The sequence below is a fragment of the Pseudomonas sp. R5(2019) genome, assembly GCF_009905435.1.
GTDB lineage: Bacteria > Pseudomonadota > Gammaproteobacteria > Pseudomonadales > Pseudomonadaceae > Aquipseudomonas.
On sequence record NZ_JAAAMT010000051.1, the window covers coordinates 16,029 to 37,918 of the forward strand.

The window sequence follows — 21,890 nt, forward strand, 5'->3', positions numbered from 1 at the left end:
AAGTTCAGAAAAGGTTCACAGAATACGGTCTTTTCACAACAGTGCACATAAGGTAGGCGGGCGCGTTGCTGCTTTCCCAAGCTTTGTGGAACAATGCGGGGACATGCGTTTGCGAGGTTGCTGCCGTGATCGACCCCGATGGTTTCCGCCCCAATGTCGGGATTATTCTGACGAATGATGCCGGTCAGGTGCTATGGGCGCGGCGTATCAACCAGGATGCCTGGCAGTTTCCCCAGGGAGGTATCAACCCCCAGGAAACGCCGGAAGAGGCCTTGTACCGCGAGCTGAACGAAGAAGTAGGGCTGGAGCGCCAGGATGTGGAAATTCTTGCCTGCACCCGTGGCTGGTTGCGTTATCGTTTACCCCAGCGTCTGGTCAGGACCCACAGCCAGCCGTTGTGCATTGGCCAGAAACAGAAGTGGTTCCTGCTGCGGCTGATTTCCAACGAGCAGCGAGTCAGGATGGATTTGACCGGTAAACCGGAATTCGATGGCTGGCGTTGGGTCAGCTATTGGTACCCGCTGGGCCAGGTGGTGACATTCAAGCGCGAGGTTTACCGCCGCGCACTAAAAGAGCTTGCCCCGCGCCTGCTGGCGCGCGACTGACGACGGAGTTCGACCCCGAGCCATGCTCAATACGCTGCGCAAGATCGTCCAGGAAGTCAACTCCGCCAAGGATCTCAAGTCGGCGTTGGGGATCATTGTCATGCGCGTCAAGGAGGCCATGAGCAGTCAGGTCTGCTCGGTCTACTTGCTCGACCCGGAAACCAACCGGTTTGTGCTGATGGCCACCGAGGGCTTGAACAAACGTTCGATCGGCAAGGTCAGCATGGCCCCGAACGAGGGTCTGGTGGGGCTGGTCGGTACACGTGAAGAACCGCTGAACCTGGAAAACGCCGCCGACCACCCGCGCTATCGCTACTTTGCCGAAACCGGCGAAGAACGCTTCGCTTCCTTCCTGGGCGCACCGATCATCCACCACCGTCGGGTCGTGGGGGTTCTGGTTATCCAGCAAAAGGAGCGTCGCCAGTTCGACGAGGGCGAAGAAGCCTTCCTGGTCACCATGAGCGCGCAGCTGGCCGGGGTTATCGCCCACGCTGAAGCGACCGGCTCCATCCGTGGCCTGGGCCGTCAGGGCAAGGGTATCCAGGAAGCCAAGTTCGTCGGTGTCCCGGGCTCCCCCGGTGCCGCGGTCGGTACCGCGGTGGTCATGCTGCCGCCGGCTGACCTGGACGTGGTGCCGGACAAGTCCGTCACCGACATTGATGCCGAACTCAAGCTTTTCAACAATGCCCTCGAAGGCGTGCGCGAAGACATGCGCACCCTGTCGGCGAAGCTGGCTACCCAGCTGCGCCCGGAAGAACGGGCCTTGTTCGACGTTTACCTGATGATGCTCGAAGACGCGGCGCTGGGCGGCGAAGTGGTGCAGGTCATCAAGACCGGCCAATGGGCCCAGGGCGCCTTGCGTCAGGTGGTGGTCGAGCACGTCAACCGTTTCGAGCTGATGGACGACGAATACCTGCGCGAGCGTGCCTCGGACGTCAAGGACCTGGGCCGGCGCCTGCTGGCTTATCTGCAAGAGGCTCGCCAGCAAACCCTGGTCTACCCCGACAACTCCATTCTGGTCAGTGAAGAGCTGACCCCGGCCATGCTCGGCGAAGTGCCGGAGGGCAAGCTGGTCGGCCTGGTGTCGGTATTGGGCTCGGGCAACTCCCACGTGGCGATCCTGGCACGGGCCATGGGCATCCCGACGGTCATGGGCGTGGTCGACTTGCCGTATTCGAAAGTCGATGGCATCGGCATGATCGTCGATGGCTACCACGGTGAGGTCTATACCAACCCCAGTGACGTGCTGAGCAAGCAATACGCCGTCGTGGTGGAAGAAGAGCGTCAGCTGTCCCAGGGCCTCGATGCCCTGCGCGAGTTGCCCTGTGTGACCCTCGATGGCCACCGCATGCCACTGTGGGTCAACACCGGCCTGCTGGCCGATGTGGCGCGGGCGCAGCAACGCGGCGCTGAAGGTGTCGGCCTGTACCGCACCGAAGTCCCGTTCATGATCAACCAGCGCTTTCCCAGCGAGAAAGAACAGCTGGCGATCTACCGCGAACAACTGGCCGCCTTCCACCCGCTACCGGTGACCATGCGCAGCCTGGACATCGGTGGTGACAAGGCGCTGTCGTATTTCCCCATCAAGGAAGACAACCCGTTCCTGGGCTGGCGCGGCATCCGCGTGACCCTCGACCACCCGGAAATCTTCCTGGTCCAGACCCGCGCCATGCTCAAGGCCAGTGAAGGCCTGAACAACCTGCGCATTCTGCTGCCGATGATTTCCGGTATCCATGAACTGGAAGAAGCCCTGCACCTGATTCACCGCGCCTGGGGTGAAGTGCGCGACGAAGGCACCGACGTGCCGATGCCGCCAGTGGGGGTGATGATCGAGATTCCGGCCGCGGTCTACCAGACCCGCGAACTGGCGCGGCAGGTGGATTTCCTCTCGGTCGGCTCCAACGACCTGACCCAATACCTGCTGGCGGTGGACCGCAACAACCCGCGCGTTGCCGACCTCTACGACTATATGCACCCGGCGGTGCTGCAGGCCCTGCAGCACGTGGTCACCGAAGCTCATGCCGAAGGCAAGCCGGTGAGCATTTGCGGTGAAATGGCCGGCGACCCGGCGGCGGCGGTGCTGTTGATGGCGATGGGCTTTGACAGCCTGTCGATGAACGCCACCAACTTGCCGAAAGTGAAGTGGATGCTGCGCCAGATCAGCATGAGCAAATCCAGCGAATTGCTCACGCAGGTCATGACCATCGACAACCCGCAGGTGATCCACAGCACGCTGCAACTGACGCTGAAGAACCTGGGGCTGGGGCGGATGATCAATCCGGCTTCGCCCAAGAAGCTGTAGTCCGCGTCGCAGCTATTCGCGGATAAATCCGCTCCCACATTCCCCGCTCATAGTATGCGGAGGGGGCTTTTGTGGGAGCGGATTTATCCGCGAATAGGGCCCTGAAGACTCACCACTACCTCCCCCAAATGCCCGCCATACGGCCCGAAACTGCGCTCCACCATCCGCCGCGATCCATCCGCCCCAACAATCAGCACAGTGCTCGCCCGCGTCCCGTAGCTTGGGCTGGCGATAAATACACTGGACAGCAGACTCTCGGTCGCCAAGCCCACCCCCGTATCCGGTAATTCAGCAAAAGCAGCCGGCTGCGGATCAGCCAGCACGCTCAACAGCGCTTGCGGGTCAGCCGTCTCAAGCCGCGCCTGGAGCGCTGAACGCGCCTTGACCACCTTCGGCCATGGGGTATCCAGCCCGGCATTGGACAATCCATAAACGCCCGCCGCCAATACCCTCGGCACTGGGTCAATCGCGCTCAGGTAGGCCAGCTGCTCGCCCGTGCCCACCAGCAGATTGAACCCGGCGTAATCATCCGAGCGCCTGGCCACTTCGTTCAAATACTGATCAACCGACTGCTCGCGGGTCAGAAACCCCGCCACCAGTTCGCCCCGCGAGCGACGCCCCAGCGGCTGGTTGGGGTTGCGAATATTGGTCAAGGCAGCAAAGCGCCCGTTGGGACCGACGCCGAGCCAGGTGCCGCCGGCTTCCAGGTCACGCCCGGCGTACACCCCGGGAAATTCCTCCCACGCCGCCAGCGGCTGGCTCGGCCGGGCGTAGAACTCATCGCGGTTGGCCGCAACGATCAGCGGCTGGGCGTGGCCCGGCCGCCAGGCAAACACAATCAGACACATAGGCGAAGTCCCTGTGATTTCCCTCACTCTACCCAGACTTCCGGGCGCTATCCATCGTCTTCACTAGAGCCGAGGGCCCGGCTTCCGTTACCATGCCGGACTCATTTTGGGGGCAACGATGGAATTTCTGCTCTATCTGGTTCTGGGCGCTTGCGCGGGCGTACTCGCCGGGCTGTTTGGCGTGGGCGGCGGCATCATCATCGTTCCGGTGCTGGTCTTCAGCTTCACCCTGCAGGGTTTCGACGCCTCAGTGCTCACCCACCTGGCGGTGGGCACCTCACTGGCGACGATCATCTTCACCTCGGTCAATGCCATTCGCGAGCATCACCTGCGCGGTGCCGTGCAGTGGCCGGTGTTTGTCTGGATTACCCTGGGCATCCTGATCGGCGCGGGCATCGGGGCGAAAACCGCCTCGCTGATTCAGGGGCCGTACCTGCAAAAAATCATCGGTACGTTCGCCGTGCTGGTGTCCTTGCAAATGGCCCTTGATCTCAGGCCCAAGGCCAGCAGCGCGGTGCCCGGCAAAGCCGGCCTGACCGCCGCCGGCAGCGTGATCGGCTGGGCCTCGGCAATCTTCGGTATTGGCGGCGGATCGCTGACGGTGCCCTTCCTGACCTGGCGCAGCCTGCCGATGCAGCAAGCGGTCGCCACCTCGTCGGCCTGTGGCTTTCCGATTGCCGTGGCCAGCGCGCTGAGTTTCATGGTGCTGGGCTGGCACGACCCGCTGTTGCCGCCCCATAGCCTGGGGTTTGTGTACTTACCGGCATTGCTGGGGATTGCCCTGACCAGCATGTTTTTCGCCCGTTTCGGTGCTCGCCTGGCGCACAAGCTGTCGCCGCGGTTGCTTAAACGGCTGTTTGCCGCACTGCTGTTTTGTGTCGGCTTGAGTTTTTTGCTCTGAAGAAGGAGTCACCATGCTGCCTTACCCGCAGATCGACCCTGTGGCCTTGGCCATTGGTCCGCTGAAAATTCACTGGTACGGCCTGATGTACCTGGTCGGTATTGGCGGCGCCTGGTTGCTGGCATCCGCCAGATTGCGCCGCTTCGATCCGACCTGGAGCCGCGAAAAGCTCTCCGACCTGGTGTTCTGGTGCGCCATGGGCGTCATTGTCGGCGGGCGGCTGGGCTATGTGCTGTTCTACGACCTGCATGCCTACCTCGCCAACCCGGCGCTGATCTTCGAAGTGTGGAAGGGCGGCATGTCGTTCCACGGCGGCTTTATCGGTGTGATGCTGGCGGTCCTGTGGTTTGGCAAGCGCAACAACAAGTCGTTCTTCGAGCTGATGGATTTCATCGCGCCGCTGGTGCCGATTGGCCTGGGTGCCGGGCGGATTGGCAACTTCATCAACGCTGAACTCTGGGGCAAACCGACCGATTTGCCATGGGCGATGGTGTTCCCGTCGTTCAGCGATCCGGCCCAGCTGCCGCGCCATCCGTCGCAGCTCTACCAATTTGCCCTCGAAGGTGTGGCACTGTTCCTGATTCTCTGGGCGTTTTCGCGCAAGCCGCGGCCAACCATGGCGGTGTCCGGCATGTTTGCGCTGTTCTACGGCATTTTCCGTTTCATCGTCGAGTTCGTCCGCGTGCCGGACGCCCAACTTGGCTATCTGGCCTTCGGCTGGCTGACCATGGGTCAGGTACTGTGCGTACCGATGATTGTCGCGGGTATTGGCTTGATCTGGTGGGCCTACCACCGCGCGCCGACCGCCAAGGGCGCAGCGCTTTAAAATTCAGCAGGGCAGGGCGCAGGCCCTGCCCGCCTCGATACAGGTAAGTCATGAAGCAATATCTTGATCTGGTCGCGCATGTGATCAAAAACGGCACTCTGCAAGGCAACCGCACGGGTGTGCGGACCATCAGCTTCCCAGGGGCCATGCTGCGTTTCGATCTGCAGGAAGGCTTTCCGGCCATCACTACCCGCCGGCTGGCATTCAAATCGGCGATCGGCGAAATGGTCGGTTTTCTGCGTGGCGTGAACAACGCGGCCGAATTCCGCGAGCTGGGCTGCAAGGTCTGGGACCAGAACGCTAACGAAAACGCCCAGTGGCTGGCCAACCCGTTCCGTCAGGGCACCGATGACCTGGGCGAGATCTACGGCGTGCAATGGCGCCAATGGCCGGCCTACAAGCGCATCCCGCTGAGCAACCCGGCCGCCATCGAACTGGCCCGCAGCCAGGGTTACCAGCAGATCGCCGAAGCCTGCGAAGACGGCGAAGCCTTTGTCGTTTTGTACAAGGCCATCGACCAGATTCGCCAGTGCGTCGACACCATCATCAACGACCCGGGCAGCCGCCGCATCCTGTTCCACGGCTGGAACTGCGCCCAGCTCGATGAAATGGCCTTGCCGCCGTGCCACCTGCTGTACCAGTTCCACCCGAATGCCGAGACGAAGGAAATCTCCCTGACCCTGTACATTCGCTCCAACGACCTGGGTCTGGGTACGCCGTTCAACCTGACGGAAGGCGCTGCGCTGCTGTCGCTGGTGGGTCGCCTGACCGGTTACACGCCGCGCTGGTTCACCTATTTCATCGGCGATGCGCACGTCTACGAGAACCACCTGGACATGCTCAACGAACAGCTCAAGCGCGAGCCCCTGCCGGCGCCGAAGCTGGTCATCTCCGAGCGCGTACCGGAGTTCGCCAAGACCGGCGTTTACCAGCCCGAGTGGCTGGAGCTGATCGAGCCGAGCGACTTCAGCCTCGAAGGCTACGACCACCACGCGCCAATGACCGCACCGATGGCGGTCTGATACAAGGAACCAAGCGACGACATCCCTAATGTGGGAGCGGAATTATCCGCGAATACAGGCGCCACGGTGTCTCATGCAAACCGCGGTGAAGCTATTCGCGGATAAATCCGCTCCCACAGGGAATTTTCGCGCTTCATCCCAAGCCACGGGTCAATGCCCGTGGCTTCTGCCTACATGGGAGTGCTCCGTCTCTGGAGCCGTTACCCCACCGCTGACTTCCAATTGCTGCAAGATCGCACACTGATCCACGTGATTCGGTGCGCTGCAGCGTTGGCGCAACTCCAGCAACTGCTGCTGCAAGGCCATCAGCCCGTCGATGCGCGCCTTGACGTGGTGGATATGCTCATCCACCAGCGCATTGACACTCTCACAGGCGTCCTCTGGGCTGTCGCGCAGGTTCAGCAGGCCACGGATTTCTTCCAGGGTCATGTCCAGGGTGCGGCAGTTGCGGATAAAGGTCAGGCGCTCGACGTGGGCCTGGGTGTAGAGGCGGTAATTGCCTTCGCTGCGGGCGGGCTCGGGCAGCAGGTTTTCCCGTTCGTAGTAGCGGATGGTTTCAACCTGGCAGTCGGTCGCTTTCGCCAGTTCTCCGATTTTCATGCCGAAGATCTCCAGTGGGTGTTGACCCTATAGTGGCTACAGGGTGTTCACTACGCAACAGGACATTTAGGGATGAACCGCATGAGCCAGCCCACACCCGTTCCACCGCGCCTGACACCCGTCACGCCCGACGAACACGGTCACAACCATTGCCATGGTCATCAGAAAAGCTGCTGCTCGGCGACCACCGAGGCGCCTTCGCAGGTCCTGTTCAGTGAAGCGCCCAGCGCTGGCGCGCGCCTGAGCCGCTTTCGGATCGAGGCCATGGATTGCCCGACCGAACAGACCCTGATCCAGGACAAGCTGGGCAAGCTTGCCGGCATCGAGCAGCTGGAGTTCAACCTGGTCAACCGCATCCTCGGCGTGCGCCATGCCTTGCCCGGCACCGAGCCGATTGTGCAGGCCATCGCTTCGTTGGGCATGCAGGCCGAACCGCTGGAGCAGGGCGCATCCCCTGCGTCCCAGGCCCCGGCAGCGAAAAAGCCGTGGTGGCCGCTGGCGCTTTCCGGCGTGGCGGCGGTGGCGGCGGAAGTTATCCACTTCGGCCAGTGGGCGCCAGACTGGGTGGTGGCGCTGGTCGCCTTGGTGGCGATTCTCAGCGGTGGGCTGGGCACTTATAAAAAGGGCTGGATCGCCCTGAAAAACCGCAACCTCAACATCAACGCGCTGATGAGCATCGCCGTGACCGGTGCGGTGTTGATCGGCCAGTGGCCTGAAGCAGCCATGGTGATGTTCCTGTTTACGCTCGCCGAACTGATCGAAGCCCACTCGCTCGACCGCGCCCGCCGTGCCATTGGCGGCCTGATGCAACTGGCCCCGGATCTGGCCACCGTGCTGCAGGCCGATGGCCAATGGCGGCAGCAGCACGTCAAGGACGTGGCCCTGGGTGCCCGGGTGCGGGTGCGCCCGGGGGAGCGGATCGGCCTGGACGGTGAAGTGCTGTCGGGGCAATCCAGCGTCGATCAGGCACCGATCACGGGTGAAAGCCTGCCGGTCGAGAAATCAGTGGGCGACAAGCTGTTTGCCGGCACCATCAACCAGGCGGGTGCGCTGGAGTATCGCGTCACCGCTGCCGCCAACCAATCGACCCTGGCGCGGATTATCCATGCCGTTGAGCAAGCTCAAGGCGCCAAGGCGCCGACCCAGCGCTTTGTCGATCGCTTCTCGCGGATCTATACCCCGGCGGTGTTTGTTGTTGCGCTGGCCGTCGCGGTGATCCCGCCGCTGTTCATGTCCGGACTCTGGTTCGACTGGATCTATCGCGCGCTGGTCCTGTTGGTGGTGGCCTGCCCGTGTGCGCTGGTGATTTCGACGCCGGTGACCATCGTCAGCGGGCTGGCCGCTGCGGCGCGCAAAGGCATTCTGATCAAGGGTGGCGTCTATCTCGAAGCCGGTCACAAACTCGACGTTCTGGCCCTGGACAAGACCGGTACCCTCACCCACGGCAAGCCGGTGCAGACCGATTGTGTGGTGCTCGACCCACGGGTTGCCGACACCGGGCCGATCATCGCGGCCAGCCTGGCTGCGCGTTCCGACCACCCGGTATCGCTGGCGATTGCTCAGAAATCCGAGGGTTCACTGCTGCCGGTTGAGGCGTTTACCGCACTCGCCGGTCGCGGGGTACGCGGTGACATCAATGGCGTCACCTACCATCTGGGTAACCACCGCCTCGTCGAAGAACTCAACCTCTGCTCCCCCGAGCTGGAAGCCCGGCTCGATCAACTGGAGCGCCAGGGCAAGACCGTGGTGTTGTTGCTCGATGCCAGCGGCCCGCTGGCGCTGTTCGCCGTCGCGGACACGGTCAAGGACAGCAGCCGCGAGGCCATCGCGCAACTGCATGAGCTGGGCATCAAGACCCTGATGCTGACCGGCGACAACCCGCACACCGCCGAGGCGATTGCGGCTCAAGTCGGCATCGACCAGGCCCGCGGCAACCTGCTGCCCGCCGACAAGCTGCAAGCCATCGACGACCTCTACGCTGCCCGGCACCGGGTTGGCATGGTCGGCGACGGCATTAACGACGCCCCGGCCCTGGCCCGTGCCGAAATCGGCTTTGCCATGGCGGCGGCCGGCACCGACACCGCCATCGAAACCGCCGATGTAGCGCTGATCGACGACGATTTGCGCAAGATACCGGCCTTTATCAGGCTCTCGCGCACCACCCGTGCCATCCTGATGCAGAACATCGGGTTGGCGCTGGGGATCAAGGCGATCTTCCTGGCCATGACCTTCGCCGGCATGGCCACCATGTGGATGGCCGTGTTTGCCGATATGGGCGTGAGCTTGCTGGTGGTCTTCAATGGCTTGCGGTTGTTGAGCAAGTGAGGCGTTACAGGTGATACACCCTGGAAAGGTAACAGGCCACGACATACGCCAACTGCCATTCGACGGCGGTTTTCAGAGCAGATTTCTCGAGTGGCGAGGACTTGTTCTTGCGTGAGTCGGTTGCAAGCCTTTCCAGGGCTTCAACGGCGGCATCAGCGGCGGCCTGCAATTTGAACAGAGACTCGTCAGCAGATGGATCTTTGGCTCTGGCCAGCTGCTTGTCAGCGTCATCCCTGAACTGTTCAAACTCCAGGTAGGAATAGACTCCGTCTTTGGCGGCTGCGTCGATCTTCTGTTGGAGCAATGCAATGGTGGAGTTGATGCTCAAGGTCATGGCAGGGCTCTAGCGAGAGAAAGGGACCAAGTTGCAACGCGAGCGTAGAACTGCAAGACAACCCGGTCTACTGTCAGAAATGACAGTTCAAACCCGGTAAGATTGGCCGAATAATGGCCGGCTGCCGGCCTTGATTGGCGAGGAAGTGATGCTCAGTGCCGAGCTGAAAGCGTTTTACATGGTGGCCCGGCTGGGCAGTATTACCCTGGCCGCGAAGAAGCTTGGCCTCAGCCAGCCGACGGTGACCACTCAGATTCGTCACCTGGAGAGCCAATACGCCGTCGAGTTGTTCTATCGCGGCGGGCGCCGGCTGACCCTCAGCGACGACGGTGCCCGGCTGCTGCCCATGGTCAAGACCCTGCTGCAGCAGGAAGCCGATATCGAATTCTTTCTGCGCAACAGCGGCCAGGGTCAGGGCGTCCTGCGTATCGCTGCCACGGCGCCGTATTACATCCTGGATCTGGTGAAAATCTTCCGCGAGCGCCTGGCGCAGGTGGAGGTGTCGGTAGAAATCGGTAACTCCCAGCAGGTGCTGGAAATGCTCGAGGATTACCGCGTCGACCTGGCCGCCTCGTCGCAGCTGGTCGAGGATACGCGGCTGGTTCGACGGGTGCTGGGCGCCGACCCGTTGGTGGTGGCGGTGCATCGCAATCACCCGCTGGCCAAGTTCGACTCGGTGCCGATCGGCGCACTCGCCGGGCATTGCCTGCTGATGCGCGAATCGGGCTCGACCACCCGCCAACTGACCGAAGACATGCTGCGCGAATCAGCTGTGGCGGTGGGCTCATTGCTGGAGATCGGCAGCCGCGAGTCGATTCGCGAAGGTGTGCTGCGCAACATCGGCATCAGCATCATCGCCCGCCATGAAGTGCCGCATAACCCGGAATTGCGCGTGCTGACGCTCGAAGGAGCACCGGTGATGCATGAGTATTTGTATTGCCTGAAAGAACGGCGCCAGGCGCGGTTGCCGGCGGCGTTTCTGGGGGTGGCGCAGGAAGTGTGTGCGCTTTAGATCGGCGGTGGCTTAATCGCGAGCAAGCTCGGCTCCTACCTATCGCCATTCCGCGCGGCGCGCATTTTGTAGGAGCCGAGCTTGCTCGCGATGAAGCCACCTCGGGTTCTCAGGCCAACCCAAATCCGCCAATACCACTATCGGCAGCTTTTGCCTCATTGCCACATACCCTTCGCAATCGCTCCCTAGGATGGCCTGCATCAGTTCGATGAGGTCCAGCCATGAACACCGCGATTGCAAACCCGGGCGCACAGATGACAGTGCGCGGCATCCACAAGCGCTTTGGCGCCTTTACCGCGCTGGACGATGTGTCCCTCGATGTGGCCGCTGGCGAGCTGGTTTGCCTGCTGGGGCCGTCCGGGTGTGGCAAGACCACTTTGCTGCGCTGCATCGCCGGCCTTGAGCGCCAGGACCGTGGCACGCTCTACATCGGCGACCGGGATATCTCGACGTTGCCACCCCAGGCCCGTGATTACGGGATTCTGTTCCAGTCTTACGCGCTGTTCCCCAACCTCACCGTCGAAGCCAATATCGCTTACGGCCTGACCGGCAGTGGCCGCGAAGAGACCCGTGAGCGCGTGGCGCAAATGCTCGAACTGGTGGGCCTGGTCGGTAGTGAAAAGAAATTTCCCGGCCAGCTGTCCGGTGGCCAGCAGCAACGGGTTGCGCTGGCCCGTGCCTTGGCGCCGGCGCCTTCGTTGCTGTTGCTCGACGAACCGATGTCGGCCCTCGATGCCCGGGTGCGCGAGCATCTGTGCACCGAGCTGCGCCAGCTGCAGCGCCAGCTGGGCATCACCACGCTGATGGTGACCCACAACCAGGACGAAGCCATGCTCATGGCTGACCGCATTGCCGTGATGAACAACGGCAAGGTCGAGCAGTACGCCACCCCGCAGGATATCTATGACAAGCCTGCCACGCCGTTCGTCGCCGAGTTTGTCGGCCAGGGCAACTGGCTGCCATTTCGCCGCAGCAGCACCAGCCATGCCCAGGTCGGTGCCCTGCACATGCGCCTGGCGCCGGATGCCGGCAGTGCGGACCGCGGTCGGCTGTTCTGCCGCCCCGAGGCGATCAGCGTCAACCCGCCTGTGCACGAAGAAAACCTGTTTGCCGCACAGGTTCGCGAGATCACTTTCCTGGGCAACCGCTGCCGCATGAGCTTCGAGCTCAATGACTTGCCAGGGCATGCGCTGACGGCCGAAGTGGCGCCCGAGTCGATGCCGCGCCTGGGCTCGCAAAGTATCTGGGTGGCCCTGCCGCCGCGCAGCCTGCAGGTGTTTGCCTGAGATGGCCGCGCAGATGAGTGTGCCGCTGATGCACAAGCAAGCGCAGGGCAAGGCCCGCGTGGCGCTGGGTGATCGCCTGTTCGTGGTGGGTGGCAAATCGCTGTTGCTGGTGCTGCTGACACTGGCCGTATTGATGCCGCTGATGGCGATCTTCTGGCGCGGTTTCAGCGCCGAGGACGGGCAGGGTGGTGGTCTGGTGGCCGCGCGGGAACTGTTCACCAGCGCCAACTTCCACTGGCTGTTGGGCAACAGCCTGAAAGTCTCGTTGAGCGTCGCCGCCATCGTGGTACCGGTCGCTTACCTGTTCGCCTACGCGCTGCAACGCACGCTGATCCCGGGCAAAGTCGTGTGGCGCGGCATCTCGCTGCTGCCGTTGCTGGCGCCGTCGATGTTGCCGGGCATTGCGCTGGTCTACCTGTTCGGCAATCAGGGCCTGCTGCGCGGCTTGCTGTCCGACAACATCTACGGCTTCTGGGGCATCGTGCTGGGCGAGGCGATTTACACCTTTCCGCATGCCTTGATGATTCTGCTCTCGGCCTTGTCGCTGGCCGATGCGCGCTTGTTCGATGCGGCGTCGAGCATGGGCGCAAGCCCGTGGCGCGCCTACCGCAGCATCACCTGGCCGGCGACGCGTCAGGCGGTGTTTGCCGCGTTCTGTCTGGTGTTCACTCTGACCATCACTGACTTTGGCGTGCCGGTTGTGGTCGGTGGCGATTACCAGGTGCTGGCACTCGAAGCGTACAAGGCGGTGGTCGGCCAGCAGCAGTTCGGTCGCGGTGCCTTGATCGGCATGGTGTTGTTGCTGCCGGCGCTGTTGAGCTTTGCTGTCGATGCCTGGCTGCGTCGTCGTCATGGCGATGCCATGAGCGGCCGTGCCCAAGTGTTCAAACCGGTGCCGTCGCGGCTGCGCGATGGCTGCTACCTGGCCTTTGTGCTGCTGGTCTGCGCCGCATTGCTGACCGTAGTGGGCATGGCGGTGTACTCGTCGCTGGTGAAATTCTGGCCTTACAACCTGTCGTTGTCGCTCAACCATTATCAGTTCGAGGACACCGCTGGCGGTGGCTGGCTGGCCTACCGCAACAGCCTGACCATGGCGCTGGGCACCGCGCTGATCGGCAGTGTGGTGATCTTCACCGGGGCTTACCTGATGGAGAAAACCAGCGGGCAACGCAGCCTCAACCTGATCCTGCGCATGCTCAGCTTCGTGCCGATGGCAGTGCCAGGCTTGGTGCTGGGCCTGGGCTACGTGTTTTTCTTCAACCTCAATGGCAACCCGCTGCACGTGTTCTACGGCTCGATGGCATTGCTGGTGGTGTGCACCATTGCCCACTACCTGACCACGGCGCAAATGACCGCGACCACCGCCCTGCGTCAGCTCGACGGTGAGTTCGAAGCAGCTGCGCTATCACTCAAGGCGCCGCTGTACCGGCACTTCATGCGCGTCACCGTGCCGATCTGCCTGCCGGCCTTGCTGGACATCATCCGCTACCTGTTCGTCTCGGCGATGACCACCGTGTCGGCTGCGATCTTCCTCTACAGCCCCGACACCATTCTCGCCGCCGTGGCCGTTCTGAACATGGACGATGCCGGCAATGTCGGCGGCGCGGCGGCGATGTCGACCCTGATCCTGCTGACCTCGGCCACGGTGTCGTTGCTGCTGGCCTGGGCTTCGCGCGGCCTGTTGCGCCAATCACAAGCCTGGCGCCAGAGCGCCCCCGGCCAATAAATACCCCACTGACTTTATCGACAAAGGATCCGCACCATGTTCAAGCCACTTGCTCTTGCCGCTGCCGTCCTCACCGCCTTGAGCGTGCAGGCCCAGGCCGCCGACACCACCCTGACGGTCTACACGGCGCTTGAAGCCGAACAACTGAAGACCTACAAGCAGGCCTTCGAAAAAGCCAACCCGGACATCGAGATCAAGTGGGTGCGTGATTCCACCGGGATCATCACCGCCAAGCTGCTGGCCGAAAAAGACCGCCCGCAAGCCGACGCGGTGTGGGGCCTGGCGGCCTCGAGCCTGGCAATCCTCGACCAGCAGGGCATGCTGCAAAGCTATGCGCCCAAGGACCTGGACAAGATCGGCGGCAACTACCGCGATGCCGCCAACCCGCCGAGCTGGGTGGGCATGGATGTCTGGGCCGCGACCATCTGCTTCAACAGCATCGAGGCCGAGAAACAGGGCCTGACCAAGCCGGTGAGCTGGCAGGACCTGACCAAGCCTGAGTACAAGGGCAAGATCGTGATGCCGAACCCGGCCTCGTCGGGCACCGGCTTCCTCGACGTCAGCGCCTGGCTGCAGACCTTCGGTGAGAAACAAGGCTGGGCGTATATGGATGGCCTGCACCAGAACATTGGCCAGTACGTTCACTCCGGCTCCAAGCCATGCAAGCTGGCGGCCGCCGGTGAGTTCCCGATCGGTATCTCCTTCGAATACCCGGCCGTGCAGCTCAAGCGCCAGGGCGCGCCGCTGGAGATCGTGTTGCCGAAGGAAGGCCTGGGCTGGGAAATCGAAGCCACCGCGATCCTCAAGAACACCCCGCATGAAGCCGCAGCCAAGCGCCTGGCGGACTTCTCTGCAAGCCCGGCGGCGATGGAGTTGTACAAGGAAAACTTCGCCGTGCTGGCCCAGCCGGGCATCGCCAAGCCGCAAACCGAACTGCCGGCTGACTATGAGCAGCGGTTGATCAAGAACGACTTCGGCTGGGCCTCCAAGAACCGCGACAGCATCCTGGCCGAATGGCGCAAGCGCTATGACGGCAAGTCGGAGAAAGTGGCACAGCAGTAATACCCGGTTTTACGCGAACCGGTGTAGGAGCGGACCTGGCCGCGATGGGCTGCGCAGCAGACCCCGGGGCCGCTGCGCGCCCCATCGCGGCCAGGTCCGCTCCTACAAGTCCGCATGTTCAGGTAGGACAGTGGTCTTAACCCGGCAACTGCATCACCCGCCCCACATATTCAGGCCTGGGCAGATCCACCTGTTCAGCCTGAATCTCCAACAACCGCTTTGCCACCCCCTCACTGAACGGCACCGACCGCGGTCCCGCCAGATCCACATGCAGCAGCATCTGCTCACTGACCGCCACCGGCTCATCCAGCGCCTGGATGTGCAGGCTGTGATAAAGGTGCACGCGCTTGCGATCAACCCCGAGGATCTGCGTGCGGACTTGAACGGCGGTCCCCAGCTTCACCTCATGCAGATAGTTCAGGTGACACTCCAGCGTGAACAACGAGTTGCCGCTGGCGGTGCGGTTGTCGCTGTCCAGGCCGATATGGTCCATGAAGGCATCGGTGGCATAGCTGAAAATCAGCAGGTAAAAGGCATCGCGCAGATGCCCGTTGTAATCGACCCAATCGGCCTGGACCTCGGTCTGGTAGGTGAGCAACGCTGGCATCACAAGGCTCCGGTTATTCGCTGAAGGTCATGCCGTGTCTGGCTTTGGTGGTCTTGACCGCATCGAGCACCGCCAATAGGCAATCATCACGATAGCGTTCCAGGGCGCTGATGCTGTGGGTGCCCAATTGCTCGGCGGTGCCCTCGACCACATCGTCGATCAGTTTGTCGGTCAGCTGTGGCGCAGGCAGGTAGGTCCAGGGCAGTTGCAGCGCAGGGCCGAACTGGGCCATGAAGTGGCGCATGCCGGCATCGCCGCCTGCCAGGGTGTAGGTCAGGAATGTGCCCATGAACGACCAGCGCAAGCCGGCGCCAAAGCGGATCGCATCGTCGATTTCGCCGGTGGTTGCCACACCGTCGTTGACCAGGTGCAGGGCCTCGCGCCAGAGCGCTTCGAGCAGGCGGTCGGCGATAAAACCGGGGACTTCCTTGCGCACGTGCAAGGGGCGCATGCCCAGTGATTCATAGACGCCGATGGCGGCCTGGATCGCTTCGGGAGCGGTGCGATTGCCACCCACCACTTCCACCAGCGGTAGCAGATACACCGGATTGAACGGGTGACCGACTACGCAGCGCTCAGGATGGGTCGAGGACTCATAGAATTCGCTTGGCAGCAGGCCCGAGGTACTGGAGCCGATCAGGGCGTTGGGCTTGGCCGCCGCGCTGATTTTGGTGTGCAACTCAAGCTTGAGTTCCAGCCGCTCAGGGGCGCTTTCCTGGATGAAGTCGGCGTCGCGCACGCATTCTTCAATGGTGCTGACAAAGCGCAACCGGTCCTGCGATGCACCGGCGGCCAAGCCTTGTTTTTCCAGTGCTTGCCAGGCGTTGGCAATGCGCTTGCGCAATGCGGCTTCGGCGCCGGGCGCCGGGTCCCAGGCCACCACGTCCAGGCCGTGGGCCAGGGCGCGGGCGACCCAGCCACTGCCGATCACGCCGCTGCCCAGTGCTGCAAAGGTTTTGATCTCGGTGATAAAGCTCATGCGGGTATCCTTGTGTGATCAACGGCGGGTCAGGTTCATCTTGGCGCGGCCTTCGGCCGGCGTAAGCACGCGGGCACCGAGGCGGCTGAGAATTTCACAGGCGCGTTCCACCAGTTGGCCATTGGTGGCGAGCACGCCCTTGTCGAGCCAGAGGTTGTCTTCAAGGCCGACCCGCACGTTGCCGCCCAGCAGCACCGCTTGCGCCGCCATCGGCATTTGCATGCGACCGATGCCGAAGCCGGCCCAGGTGGCACCGGCGGGCAGGTTGTCGACCATGGCTTTCATGGTGGTGGTGTCGGCCGGCGCGCCCCACGGGATGCCCAGGCACAGCTGGAACAGTGGGTCATGCAGCAGGCCTTCCTTGATCATTTGCTTGGCGAACCACAGGTGCCCGGTGTCGAAGATTTCCAGCTCTGCCTTCACGCCCAGTTCGGTGATGCGCTTGGCACCGGCGCGCAGCTGGGTCGGGGTGGAGACGTAGATGGTGTCGCCGTCGCCGAAGTTAAGCGTGCCGCAGTCCAGAGTGCAGATTTCCGGCAGCAGTTCTTCCACATGCGCCAGGCGGGTCAGCGGGCCGACCAGATCGGTGCCGGGGCCGAATTCGGTGGGCGTCTCGCCCGGGCCGATTTCCAGGTCGCCACCCATGCCAGCGGTAAGGTTGACGATGATGTCGACATCCGCCTCGCGGATGCGCTCCATCACCTCCCGGTACAACGCGACATCGCGGCTGAATTTGCCGGTCTGCGGGTCGCGGACATGGCAGTGGACGACCGTGGCGCCGGCCTTGGCCGCTTCAACGGCGGCGGCGGCGATCTGTTTCGGCGTGACGGGCACCAGGTGGCTCTTGCCCGTCGTGTCGCCAGCACCGGTGAGTGCGCAGGTGATGATGACGTCGTGGTTCATGTGGGGTTCCTTCAGGCTTTTGTGGTGTCTGGGAGATTTTTCGCGGGTAAACCCTGCTCCTGCATGTGAATGCATAGCGGTTTTATGTAGGAGCAGGGCTTGCCCGCGATGAGGCCGGACCTGCTTAAGGATTACTGCTCAAGCGCAGATTCTCGGCAGCCGGGCGGCCATCAAAGGTGGTCACGCCGTCAAGCCAGCGCTTCTGGTCTTCGGGGTGGTCCCTGAGCCATTGCCGGGCAGATTCCAGCGCGTCCTTGTGGTCGAGCAGCGGCTGCATCATCCGGCTCTCGTCTTCGGCGCTGAAGGTCAGGTTGGTCAGCAGTCTGTAGGCGTTCGGGCAGCGGCTGGCGTAGTCGGGGGCGGTGACGGTCCAGACCGTGGCACGGCCTTCGTCCGGGCCCAGCGCATCGTCGCTGCCGGTCAGGTAGGCGAGTTCGAAGTTCACGTTCATCGGGTGCGGTGCCCAGCCGAAAAACACCACCGCTGCGTTACGTTTCACCGCTCGGCTGACGGCCGAGAGCATGCCCGCTTCACTGGACTCCACCAGCTGGAAATCGCCCAGGCCAAACTGGTTCTTGGCGATCATCGCCTTGATCTGGGTGTTGGCGCCGGAGCCGGGTTCGATGCCGTAGATCTTGCCGTCCAGTTCCTTTTTGAACCTGGCGATGTCGGCGAAGGATTTCAGGCCCTTGTCGGCCAGGTACTTGGGCACGGCGAGGGTCGCACGGGCATCCTTCAGGCTCGGTTCGGCCAGCACCTTGACCTGCTTGTGCTCGATAAAGGGGGTGATGGTCTGGGTCATGATCGGGTTCCAGTAACCGAGGAACATGTCCAGGCGCTGGTCACGAATACCGGCGAAAATGATCTGCTGCGAGGCGCTGGTCTGCTTGGTCTGGTAACCGAGGCCGTCCAGCAGCACCTGGGTCATGGCGCTGGTAGCGATGACGTCGGTCCAGTTGACCACGCCCAGGCGCACGTTCTTGCACTCGGCGGGTTCGGCGGCAACGGCGCTGTTGGTGAGCAGGGCGGTACCGGTGAGCATCAGCAGACAGCAGCTGATCAGTCTTTTCATGATGGCTCCTCTGACGGCAGTTCTAATTGTTATGGGGGGCGGCGTCTATGCACCGTGGAGCTCAGACTACGCGGCGCGTTGCCAGGCAAATCGCACTGTGGCGACTGGCTCTTGCACTGTCGCGACCTGCGCGGTATTAACCGCAGTACATCCCTGCATCGAGCGCAGCGCATGCCCCAGGATTTCTACTTCTTGTTGTTGCCCGGGTTTTCCTCGATGGGTTTTATCTCAGCCATCGAGCCATTGCGGGTGGCCAACCGCTTTGCGCCGGACTTGTACCGCTGGCATGTATTGAGTGCGGACGGCGGGGCGGTGCTGGCGAGCAATGGCATGTCGGTGAACGCCGAGGCGGCGCTCCAGGTTTTGCCCAAAGGCGCGACCTTGCTGGTGGTTGCAGGCTTTGATCCGCTGGCGTGTTACAGCCCTGTGCTGCACCACTGGCTGCGCCGCCTCGATCACGACGGCGTGACCCTGGGCGGCATCGATACCGGCAGTTTTGTGCTGGCCGAAGCGGGGTTGCTGGACGGGTATCGGCTGACCCTGCACTGGGAAGCCTTGGGCGCGTTCAAGGAATCCTATCCACAGCTGGATGCCACCCAGGAGTTGTTCGAAATCGACCGGCGGCGGATCACTTCGGCCGGCGGCACCGCCTCGATCGACCTGATGCTCGATTTGATCGCCCAGGCCCACGGTTCGGAGTTGGCGATCCAGGTCTCCGAACAATTCGTGCTCGGCCGCATTCGCCCGCGCCAGGACCACCAGCGCATGCAGATTGCTTCGCGCTATGGCATCAGCAACAAGAAGCTGGCCCATGTGATCGGGATAATGGAGCAAAACACCGAGCCGCCCTTGAATACCCTGCAACTGGCCGAGGCCATCAAAGTGACCCGGCGCCAGCTCGAACGGCTGTTCCGCCTGCACCTCAACGACACCCCGAGCACGTTCTACCTGCGCCTGCGGCTGGAAAAAGCCCGGCAACTGTTGCGCCAGACCGATATGAGCGTGCTGGAGGTGAGCATTGCCTGTGGGTTCGAGTCGCCGTCGTATTTCACCCGCAGCTATCGGGCGCGGTTTGCGCGGTGCCCGAGGGAGGATCGTGCTGTCGGAGCGAAAGGCGCAGTGCTGGCAGGGTGATAAATGTTACGTATACAGAACATCCACGGAGGAATGTTCTGTATACGTGACATGGATGGGGACGTTACGCCCCTTTCAACAACACCGCACACGCCGTCTTGAACGCTTCATGTTGATACTTGTTCAGCGAGGCGGGCAGGGCGGTTTCGAGTTTCTTGCTTTGGGCGCTGATGGTTTGTGGAGAGACCAGTTGCACGTCGCAGTTGGCGAGCAGCTGGAAGATGCCTTCGATTTTGAAGGTGGTCGGGCCACCGGCGAATTCGCCTTTTTTACCGCGCTTTTTGATGGCGATGCGGTCGATGTTGTTGGCCTGGACAAAGGCCTCAAGCACGGCGGCGAAGGCCTTCACGTTGATGGTTTGGTCGTCATCTTCCAGGGCGATCTTTTTGGTCGTGAGGCCGATGTGTTCGGGCGTTTTACCGCTCAGCGTGGCCAGCGCAAAGATGGCTTCACTGCCTTTGATTTCAACGCCACAGATAGTCATTAGGGTGCCCTTTGTTCATGAGGAAAACAGGGCGGCAGGGTGGCTTGCTGACGTGAGGCGCGTCAAGTTGTGCTGACTATCCAGAATCATTACAAGCGCCACGCCAGACGACTACTGTCAGAAATGACAGGTCCCTGTGCTCGTCTTTCTTCCATGCTGTCGCGCTGTTCTTCAAGAATCAGGTCAAATTGATCCACTCGAATGATCCCCCGCCGTGGGTACTCGAAATCCAGAATCACATACAACACGCTGACCATCACCAAGGCATAACCCAGACTGTGCAACCAGTTGCGCCGTGCGGCGCCGGCCATGCCGAAGCCGATCAACAAGGCGCTGACCCAGGTCAGGGCCAGCAGCATCAGGTAGATCACCATGGGCGGGTGGGTGTTAAGGGCCACGCGGCGGTTGGTGGTGATGTCGATAACGTCGTTGAACGCCTGGGCGGCGCTCAAGCCCGGGGCGGGGTTGGGCAGCAGGGCAATGGCGGCCATGATCTGCTTCCAGATGTGCAGCTGGGCGCTCAGTGCGCGGTTATTTTCCTGCGCGGCAATCACCGGGTCGTGCAGGTCGCGGTAGTAGGCGAGCCGGGCATCGACATATTCACGGAACGACTGGCGGATGGCGGGCTGCTCGCTGGCGGGCAGCAGGTCCAGGCGCAGCCAGGCGGTGCCGATGGCGTTAGTTTCCTGCACGATCAGGTCGCGACGGGCATCCAGGCGGCTGGCCGCACCGGAAAAGGTGAAGGCGATCAGCAAGGCCAGCAGCCCGAACACCGCACCTTCGATGGCACCGATACCCGTGCGTGCGCCCTCCGGGTCAATCGCCAGTTGGCGCTTGCCCAGCCATCTTCCCAATTCAAGGGAGACCACGATGACAAAGAAAATAGCCAGGGCATAGTAGGGGGCAGCGGCCAGTGTATTCATTAGTCAGTCCTTGAGTTGAACCACGTCTTGCCCAGTGTTACCGATCATTTTCGTGCCGTGTACCTGTCAGTTCTGACAGTAGACGATGGCGATAGAACCCCATTAGCGTAATGAACAATCACCGATTTTCGTTGCGTGTGAAACACCCATTTGTTTTTCGGTTTTACTCCCCGGCGCCCTCACTTTCAGTAGGCGCATCGATATCGTTGTGCAACAACTGCAGATATTCCGAGCGCTCATCACTGCGTTGGGCCAGGCAGGTATTTTCGGCCATTTCCAGTTCCTGGCTGCCTTTGCTGTACAGCACGGTTTCAACGGCGCAATCGGCGTCGCGCAACTGGCGCCACAGTTGCTGGGCAGCCTCAACGTTGCTGTTGAAATCCTTTAACTTCGCAGGCTCGTCGGCATATTGGGCTTTGACCCGTTCAAGCATATCGGTATAGGCGTTATTGAGTTCACGCTCTGCGGTCTTCCTGTTGTAGGCCGCACAGGCAGCATTCTGCTGCTCGGTCTCGACGTTATCGCACGGGGTACTTTCGTCTTCGGCATGGGCACCGAACGCCAGCAACGCCAAGCTCAATCCAACCCACATCTTCATTTGTGACATCCCCAACCCGTGTCCGGAACAATGGCGACGATTCTGGCCCAAGGGCGGGCTGCTTTCCACTCCCCCATCATTGTTGACACCCGTTCCACAGGGTGGAACCCAGACTGCTGACAAACCCACATTTACCTGCTGGATTCGACTGGTAGGAGCTGGGCTTGTCGGAGCGCCGAACCGCCGCGATGCCGGTCAGTTAAGGACCGGAGCACAGACGTCCATGTAGGAGCGGACCTGGCCGCGATGGGCTGCGCAGCGGCCCCGGCGATTCTGAAATCACCTGCACTCGCTGGCTCAATCGTAAATGCCAATGGCCTCAGGGGCCGCTGCGCAGCCCA

General features: G+C 62.1%; 21 protein-coding genes. 11 read left to right on the forward strand and 10 right to left on the reverse strand.

Annotation, left to right across the window (positions count from 1 at the left end):
• Positions 1–125 precede the first annotated feature (125 nt).
• Positions 126–605 (forward strand): RNA pyrophosphohydrolase, encoded by a 480-nt coding sequence (locus GUY40_RS23730; RefSeq protein WP_166571347.1) that lies wholly within the window; start codon positions 126–128, stop codon positions 603–605.
• 22 nt (positions 606–627) lie between these two features.
• The gene (gene ptsP, locus GUY40_RS23735; protein ID WP_166571348.1) at positions 628–2,907 is read left to right on the forward strand and encodes a phosphoenolpyruvate--protein phosphotransferase; all 2,280 of its coding nucleotides are present in this window, start codon (positions 628–630) and stop codon (positions 2,905–2,907) included.
• Between the two features lie 83 nt (positions 2,908–2,990).
• On the opposite strand, the gene GUY40_RS23740 is transcribed toward ptsP, so the two are convergent.
• Positions 2,991–3,755, reverse strand: a complete 765-nt coding sequence (locus tag GUY40_RS23740; RefSeq protein WP_166571349.1) for an NRDE family protein — start codon at positions 3,753–3,755, stop codon at positions 2,991–2,993.
• A gap of 118 nt (positions 3,756–3,873) precedes the next feature.
• On the opposite strand from GUY40_RS23740, the gene GUY40_RS23745 reads away from it, so the two are divergent.
• Genes GUY40_RS23745 through GUY40_RS23755 form a run of 3 tightly spaced genes read left to right on the forward strand, consistent with a single transcriptional unit; the run spans position 3,874 to position 6,504 of the window.
• Positions 3,874–4,656 carry a sulfite exporter TauE/SafE family protein gene (locus tag GUY40_RS23745; protein WP_166571350.1) on the forward strand — a complete coding sequence of 261 codons (783 nt, stop codon included), beginning with the start codon at positions 3,874–3,876 and terminating at the stop codon, positions 4,654–4,656.
• Positions 4,657–4,669: 13 nt separating this feature from the next.
• Entirely contained in the window at positions 4,670–5,482 is an 813-nt protein-coding gene (lgt, locus tag GUY40_RS23750) for a prolipoprotein diacylglyceryl transferase (RefSeq protein ID WP_166571351.1), read from the forward strand.
• A gap of 50 nt (positions 5,483–5,532) precedes the next feature.
• Positions 5,533–6,504, forward strand: coding sequence for a thymidylate synthase (locus GUY40_RS23755; protein ID WP_166571352.1), 972 nt, complete (start codon positions 5,533–5,535; stop codon positions 6,502–6,504).
• A gap of 150 nt (positions 6,505–6,654) precedes the next feature.
• On the opposite strand, the gene cadR is transcribed toward GUY40_RS23755, so the two are convergent.
• Positions 6,655–7,104: a Cd(II)/Pb(II)-responsive transcriptional regulator gene (gene cadR / locus GUY40_RS23760; RefSeq protein WP_166571353.1), complete on the reverse strand. Its 450-nt coding sequence runs from the start codon at positions 7,102–7,104 to the stop codon at positions 6,655–6,657.
• An 81-nt stretch (positions 7,105–7,185) separates the two neighbouring features.
• Here cadR and GUY40_RS23765 point away from each other — a divergent pair, with 81 nt between their 5' ends.
• Positions 7,186–9,429, forward strand: a complete 2,244-nt coding sequence (locus GUY40_RS23765) for a heavy metal translocating P-type ATPase (protein WP_256675840.1) — start codon at positions 7,186–7,188, stop codon at positions 9,427–9,429.
• 4 nt (positions 9,430–9,433) lie between these two features.
• Here the strand turns inward: GUY40_RS23765 and GUY40_RS23770 are convergent, their stop codons facing one another.
• A complete protein-coding gene (locus GUY40_RS23770; protein ID WP_166571355.1) occupies positions 9,434–9,763 on the reverse strand; it encodes a hypothetical protein in 330 nt (109 codons plus the stop codon).
• A gap of 148 nt (positions 9,764–9,911) precedes the next feature.
• Between GUY40_RS23770 and GUY40_RS23775 the strand changes: the two genes are divergently transcribed.
• The 4 genes from GUY40_RS23775 to GUY40_RS23790 all read left to right on the forward strand — a co-directional run bounded on the left by GUY40_RS23775 (position 9,912) and on the right by GUY40_RS23790 (position 14,849).
• Positions 9,912–10,775 carry a LysR family transcriptional regulator gene (locus GUY40_RS23775; RefSeq protein ID WP_166571356.1) on the forward strand — a complete coding sequence of 288 codons (864 nt, stop codon included), beginning with the start codon at positions 9,912–9,914 and terminating at the stop codon, positions 10,773–10,775.
• 221 nt (positions 10,776–10,996) lie between these two features.
• Positions 10,997–12,061 carry a putative 2-aminoethylphosphonate ABC transporter ATP-binding protein gene (locus tag GUY40_RS23780; RefSeq protein ID WP_166571357.1) on the forward strand — a complete coding sequence of 355 codons (1,065 nt, stop codon included), beginning with the start codon at positions 10,997–10,999 and terminating at the stop codon, positions 12,059–12,061.
• Position 12,062: 1 nt separating this feature from the next.
• On the forward strand, positions 12,063–13,787 hold the full coding sequence (locus GUY40_RS23785) for a putative 2-aminoethylphosphonate ABC transporter permease subunit (protein ID WP_166571358.1): 1,725 nt from the start codon (positions 12,063–12,065) through the stop codon (positions 13,785–13,787).
• Positions 13,788–13,823: 36 nt separating this feature from the next.
• Positions 13,824–14,849 carry a putative 2-aminoethylphosphonate ABC transporter substrate-binding protein gene (locus GUY40_RS23790; RefSeq protein ID WP_166571359.1) on the forward strand — a complete coding sequence of 342 codons (1,026 nt, stop codon included), beginning with the start codon at positions 13,824–13,826 and terminating at the stop codon, positions 14,847–14,849.
• Positions 14,850–14,985: 136 nt separating this feature from the next.
• Here the strand turns inward: GUY40_RS23790 and GUY40_RS23795 are convergent, their stop codons facing one another.
• The 4 genes from GUY40_RS23795 to choX all read right to left on the reverse strand — a co-directional run bounded on the left by GUY40_RS23795 (position 14,986) and on the right by choX (position 18,410).
• Positions 14,986–15,456, reverse strand: a complete 471-nt coding sequence (locus GUY40_RS23795) for a thioesterase family protein (RefSeq protein ID WP_166571360.1) — start codon at positions 15,454–15,456, stop codon at positions 14,986–14,988.
• A 13-nt stretch (positions 15,457–15,469) separates the two neighbouring features.
• Positions 15,470–16,435 carry an L-carnitine dehydrogenase gene (locus GUY40_RS23800; RefSeq protein ID WP_166571361.1) on the reverse strand — a complete coding sequence of 322 codons (966 nt, stop codon included), beginning with the start codon at positions 16,433–16,435 and terminating at the stop codon, positions 15,470–15,472.
• An 18-nt stretch (positions 16,436–16,453) separates the two neighbouring features.
• Positions 16,454–17,338, reverse strand: coding sequence for a 3-keto-5-aminohexanoate cleavage protein (locus tag GUY40_RS23805; protein WP_166571362.1), 885 nt, complete (start codon positions 17,336–17,338; stop codon positions 16,454–16,456).
• Positions 17,339–17,462: 124 nt separating this feature from the next.
• Positions 17,463–18,410 (reverse strand): choline ABC transporter substrate-binding protein, encoded by a 948-nt coding sequence (choX, locus tag GUY40_RS23810; protein WP_166571363.1) that lies wholly within the window; start codon positions 18,408–18,410, stop codon positions 17,463–17,465.
• Between the two features lie 171 nt (positions 18,411–18,581).
• Between choX and GUY40_RS23815 the strand changes: the two genes are divergently transcribed.
• Positions 18,582–19,544 carry a GlxA family transcriptional regulator gene (locus GUY40_RS23815; protein ID WP_166571364.1) on the forward strand — a complete coding sequence of 321 codons (963 nt, stop codon included), beginning with the start codon at positions 18,582–18,584 and terminating at the stop codon, positions 19,542–19,544.
• A gap of 64 nt (positions 19,545–19,608) precedes the next feature.
• Here the strand turns inward: GUY40_RS23815 and GUY40_RS23820 are convergent, their stop codons facing one another.
• The 3 genes from GUY40_RS23820 to GUY40_RS23830 all read right to left on the reverse strand — a co-directional run bounded on the left by GUY40_RS23820 (position 19,609) and on the right by GUY40_RS23830 (position 21,549).
• The gene (locus GUY40_RS23820) at positions 19,609–20,028 is read right to left on the reverse strand and encodes a DUF3010 family protein (RefSeq protein WP_166571365.1); all 420 of its coding nucleotides are present in this window, start codon (positions 20,026–20,028) and stop codon (positions 19,609–19,611) included.
• Positions 20,029–20,117: 89 nt separating this feature from the next.
• Positions 20,118–20,951 carry a DUF4239 domain-containing protein gene (locus tag GUY40_RS23825; protein WP_256675841.1) on the reverse strand — a complete coding sequence of 278 codons (834 nt, stop codon included), beginning with the start codon at positions 20,949–20,951 and terminating at the stop codon, positions 20,118–20,120.
• A 163-nt stretch (positions 20,952–21,114) separates the two neighbouring features.
• On the reverse strand, positions 21,115–21,549 hold the full coding sequence (locus GUY40_RS23830; protein ID WP_166571366.1) for a lysozyme inhibitor LprI family protein: 435 nt from the start codon (positions 21,547–21,549) through the stop codon (positions 21,115–21,117).
• Positions 21,550–21,890: the final 341 nt, after the last annotated feature.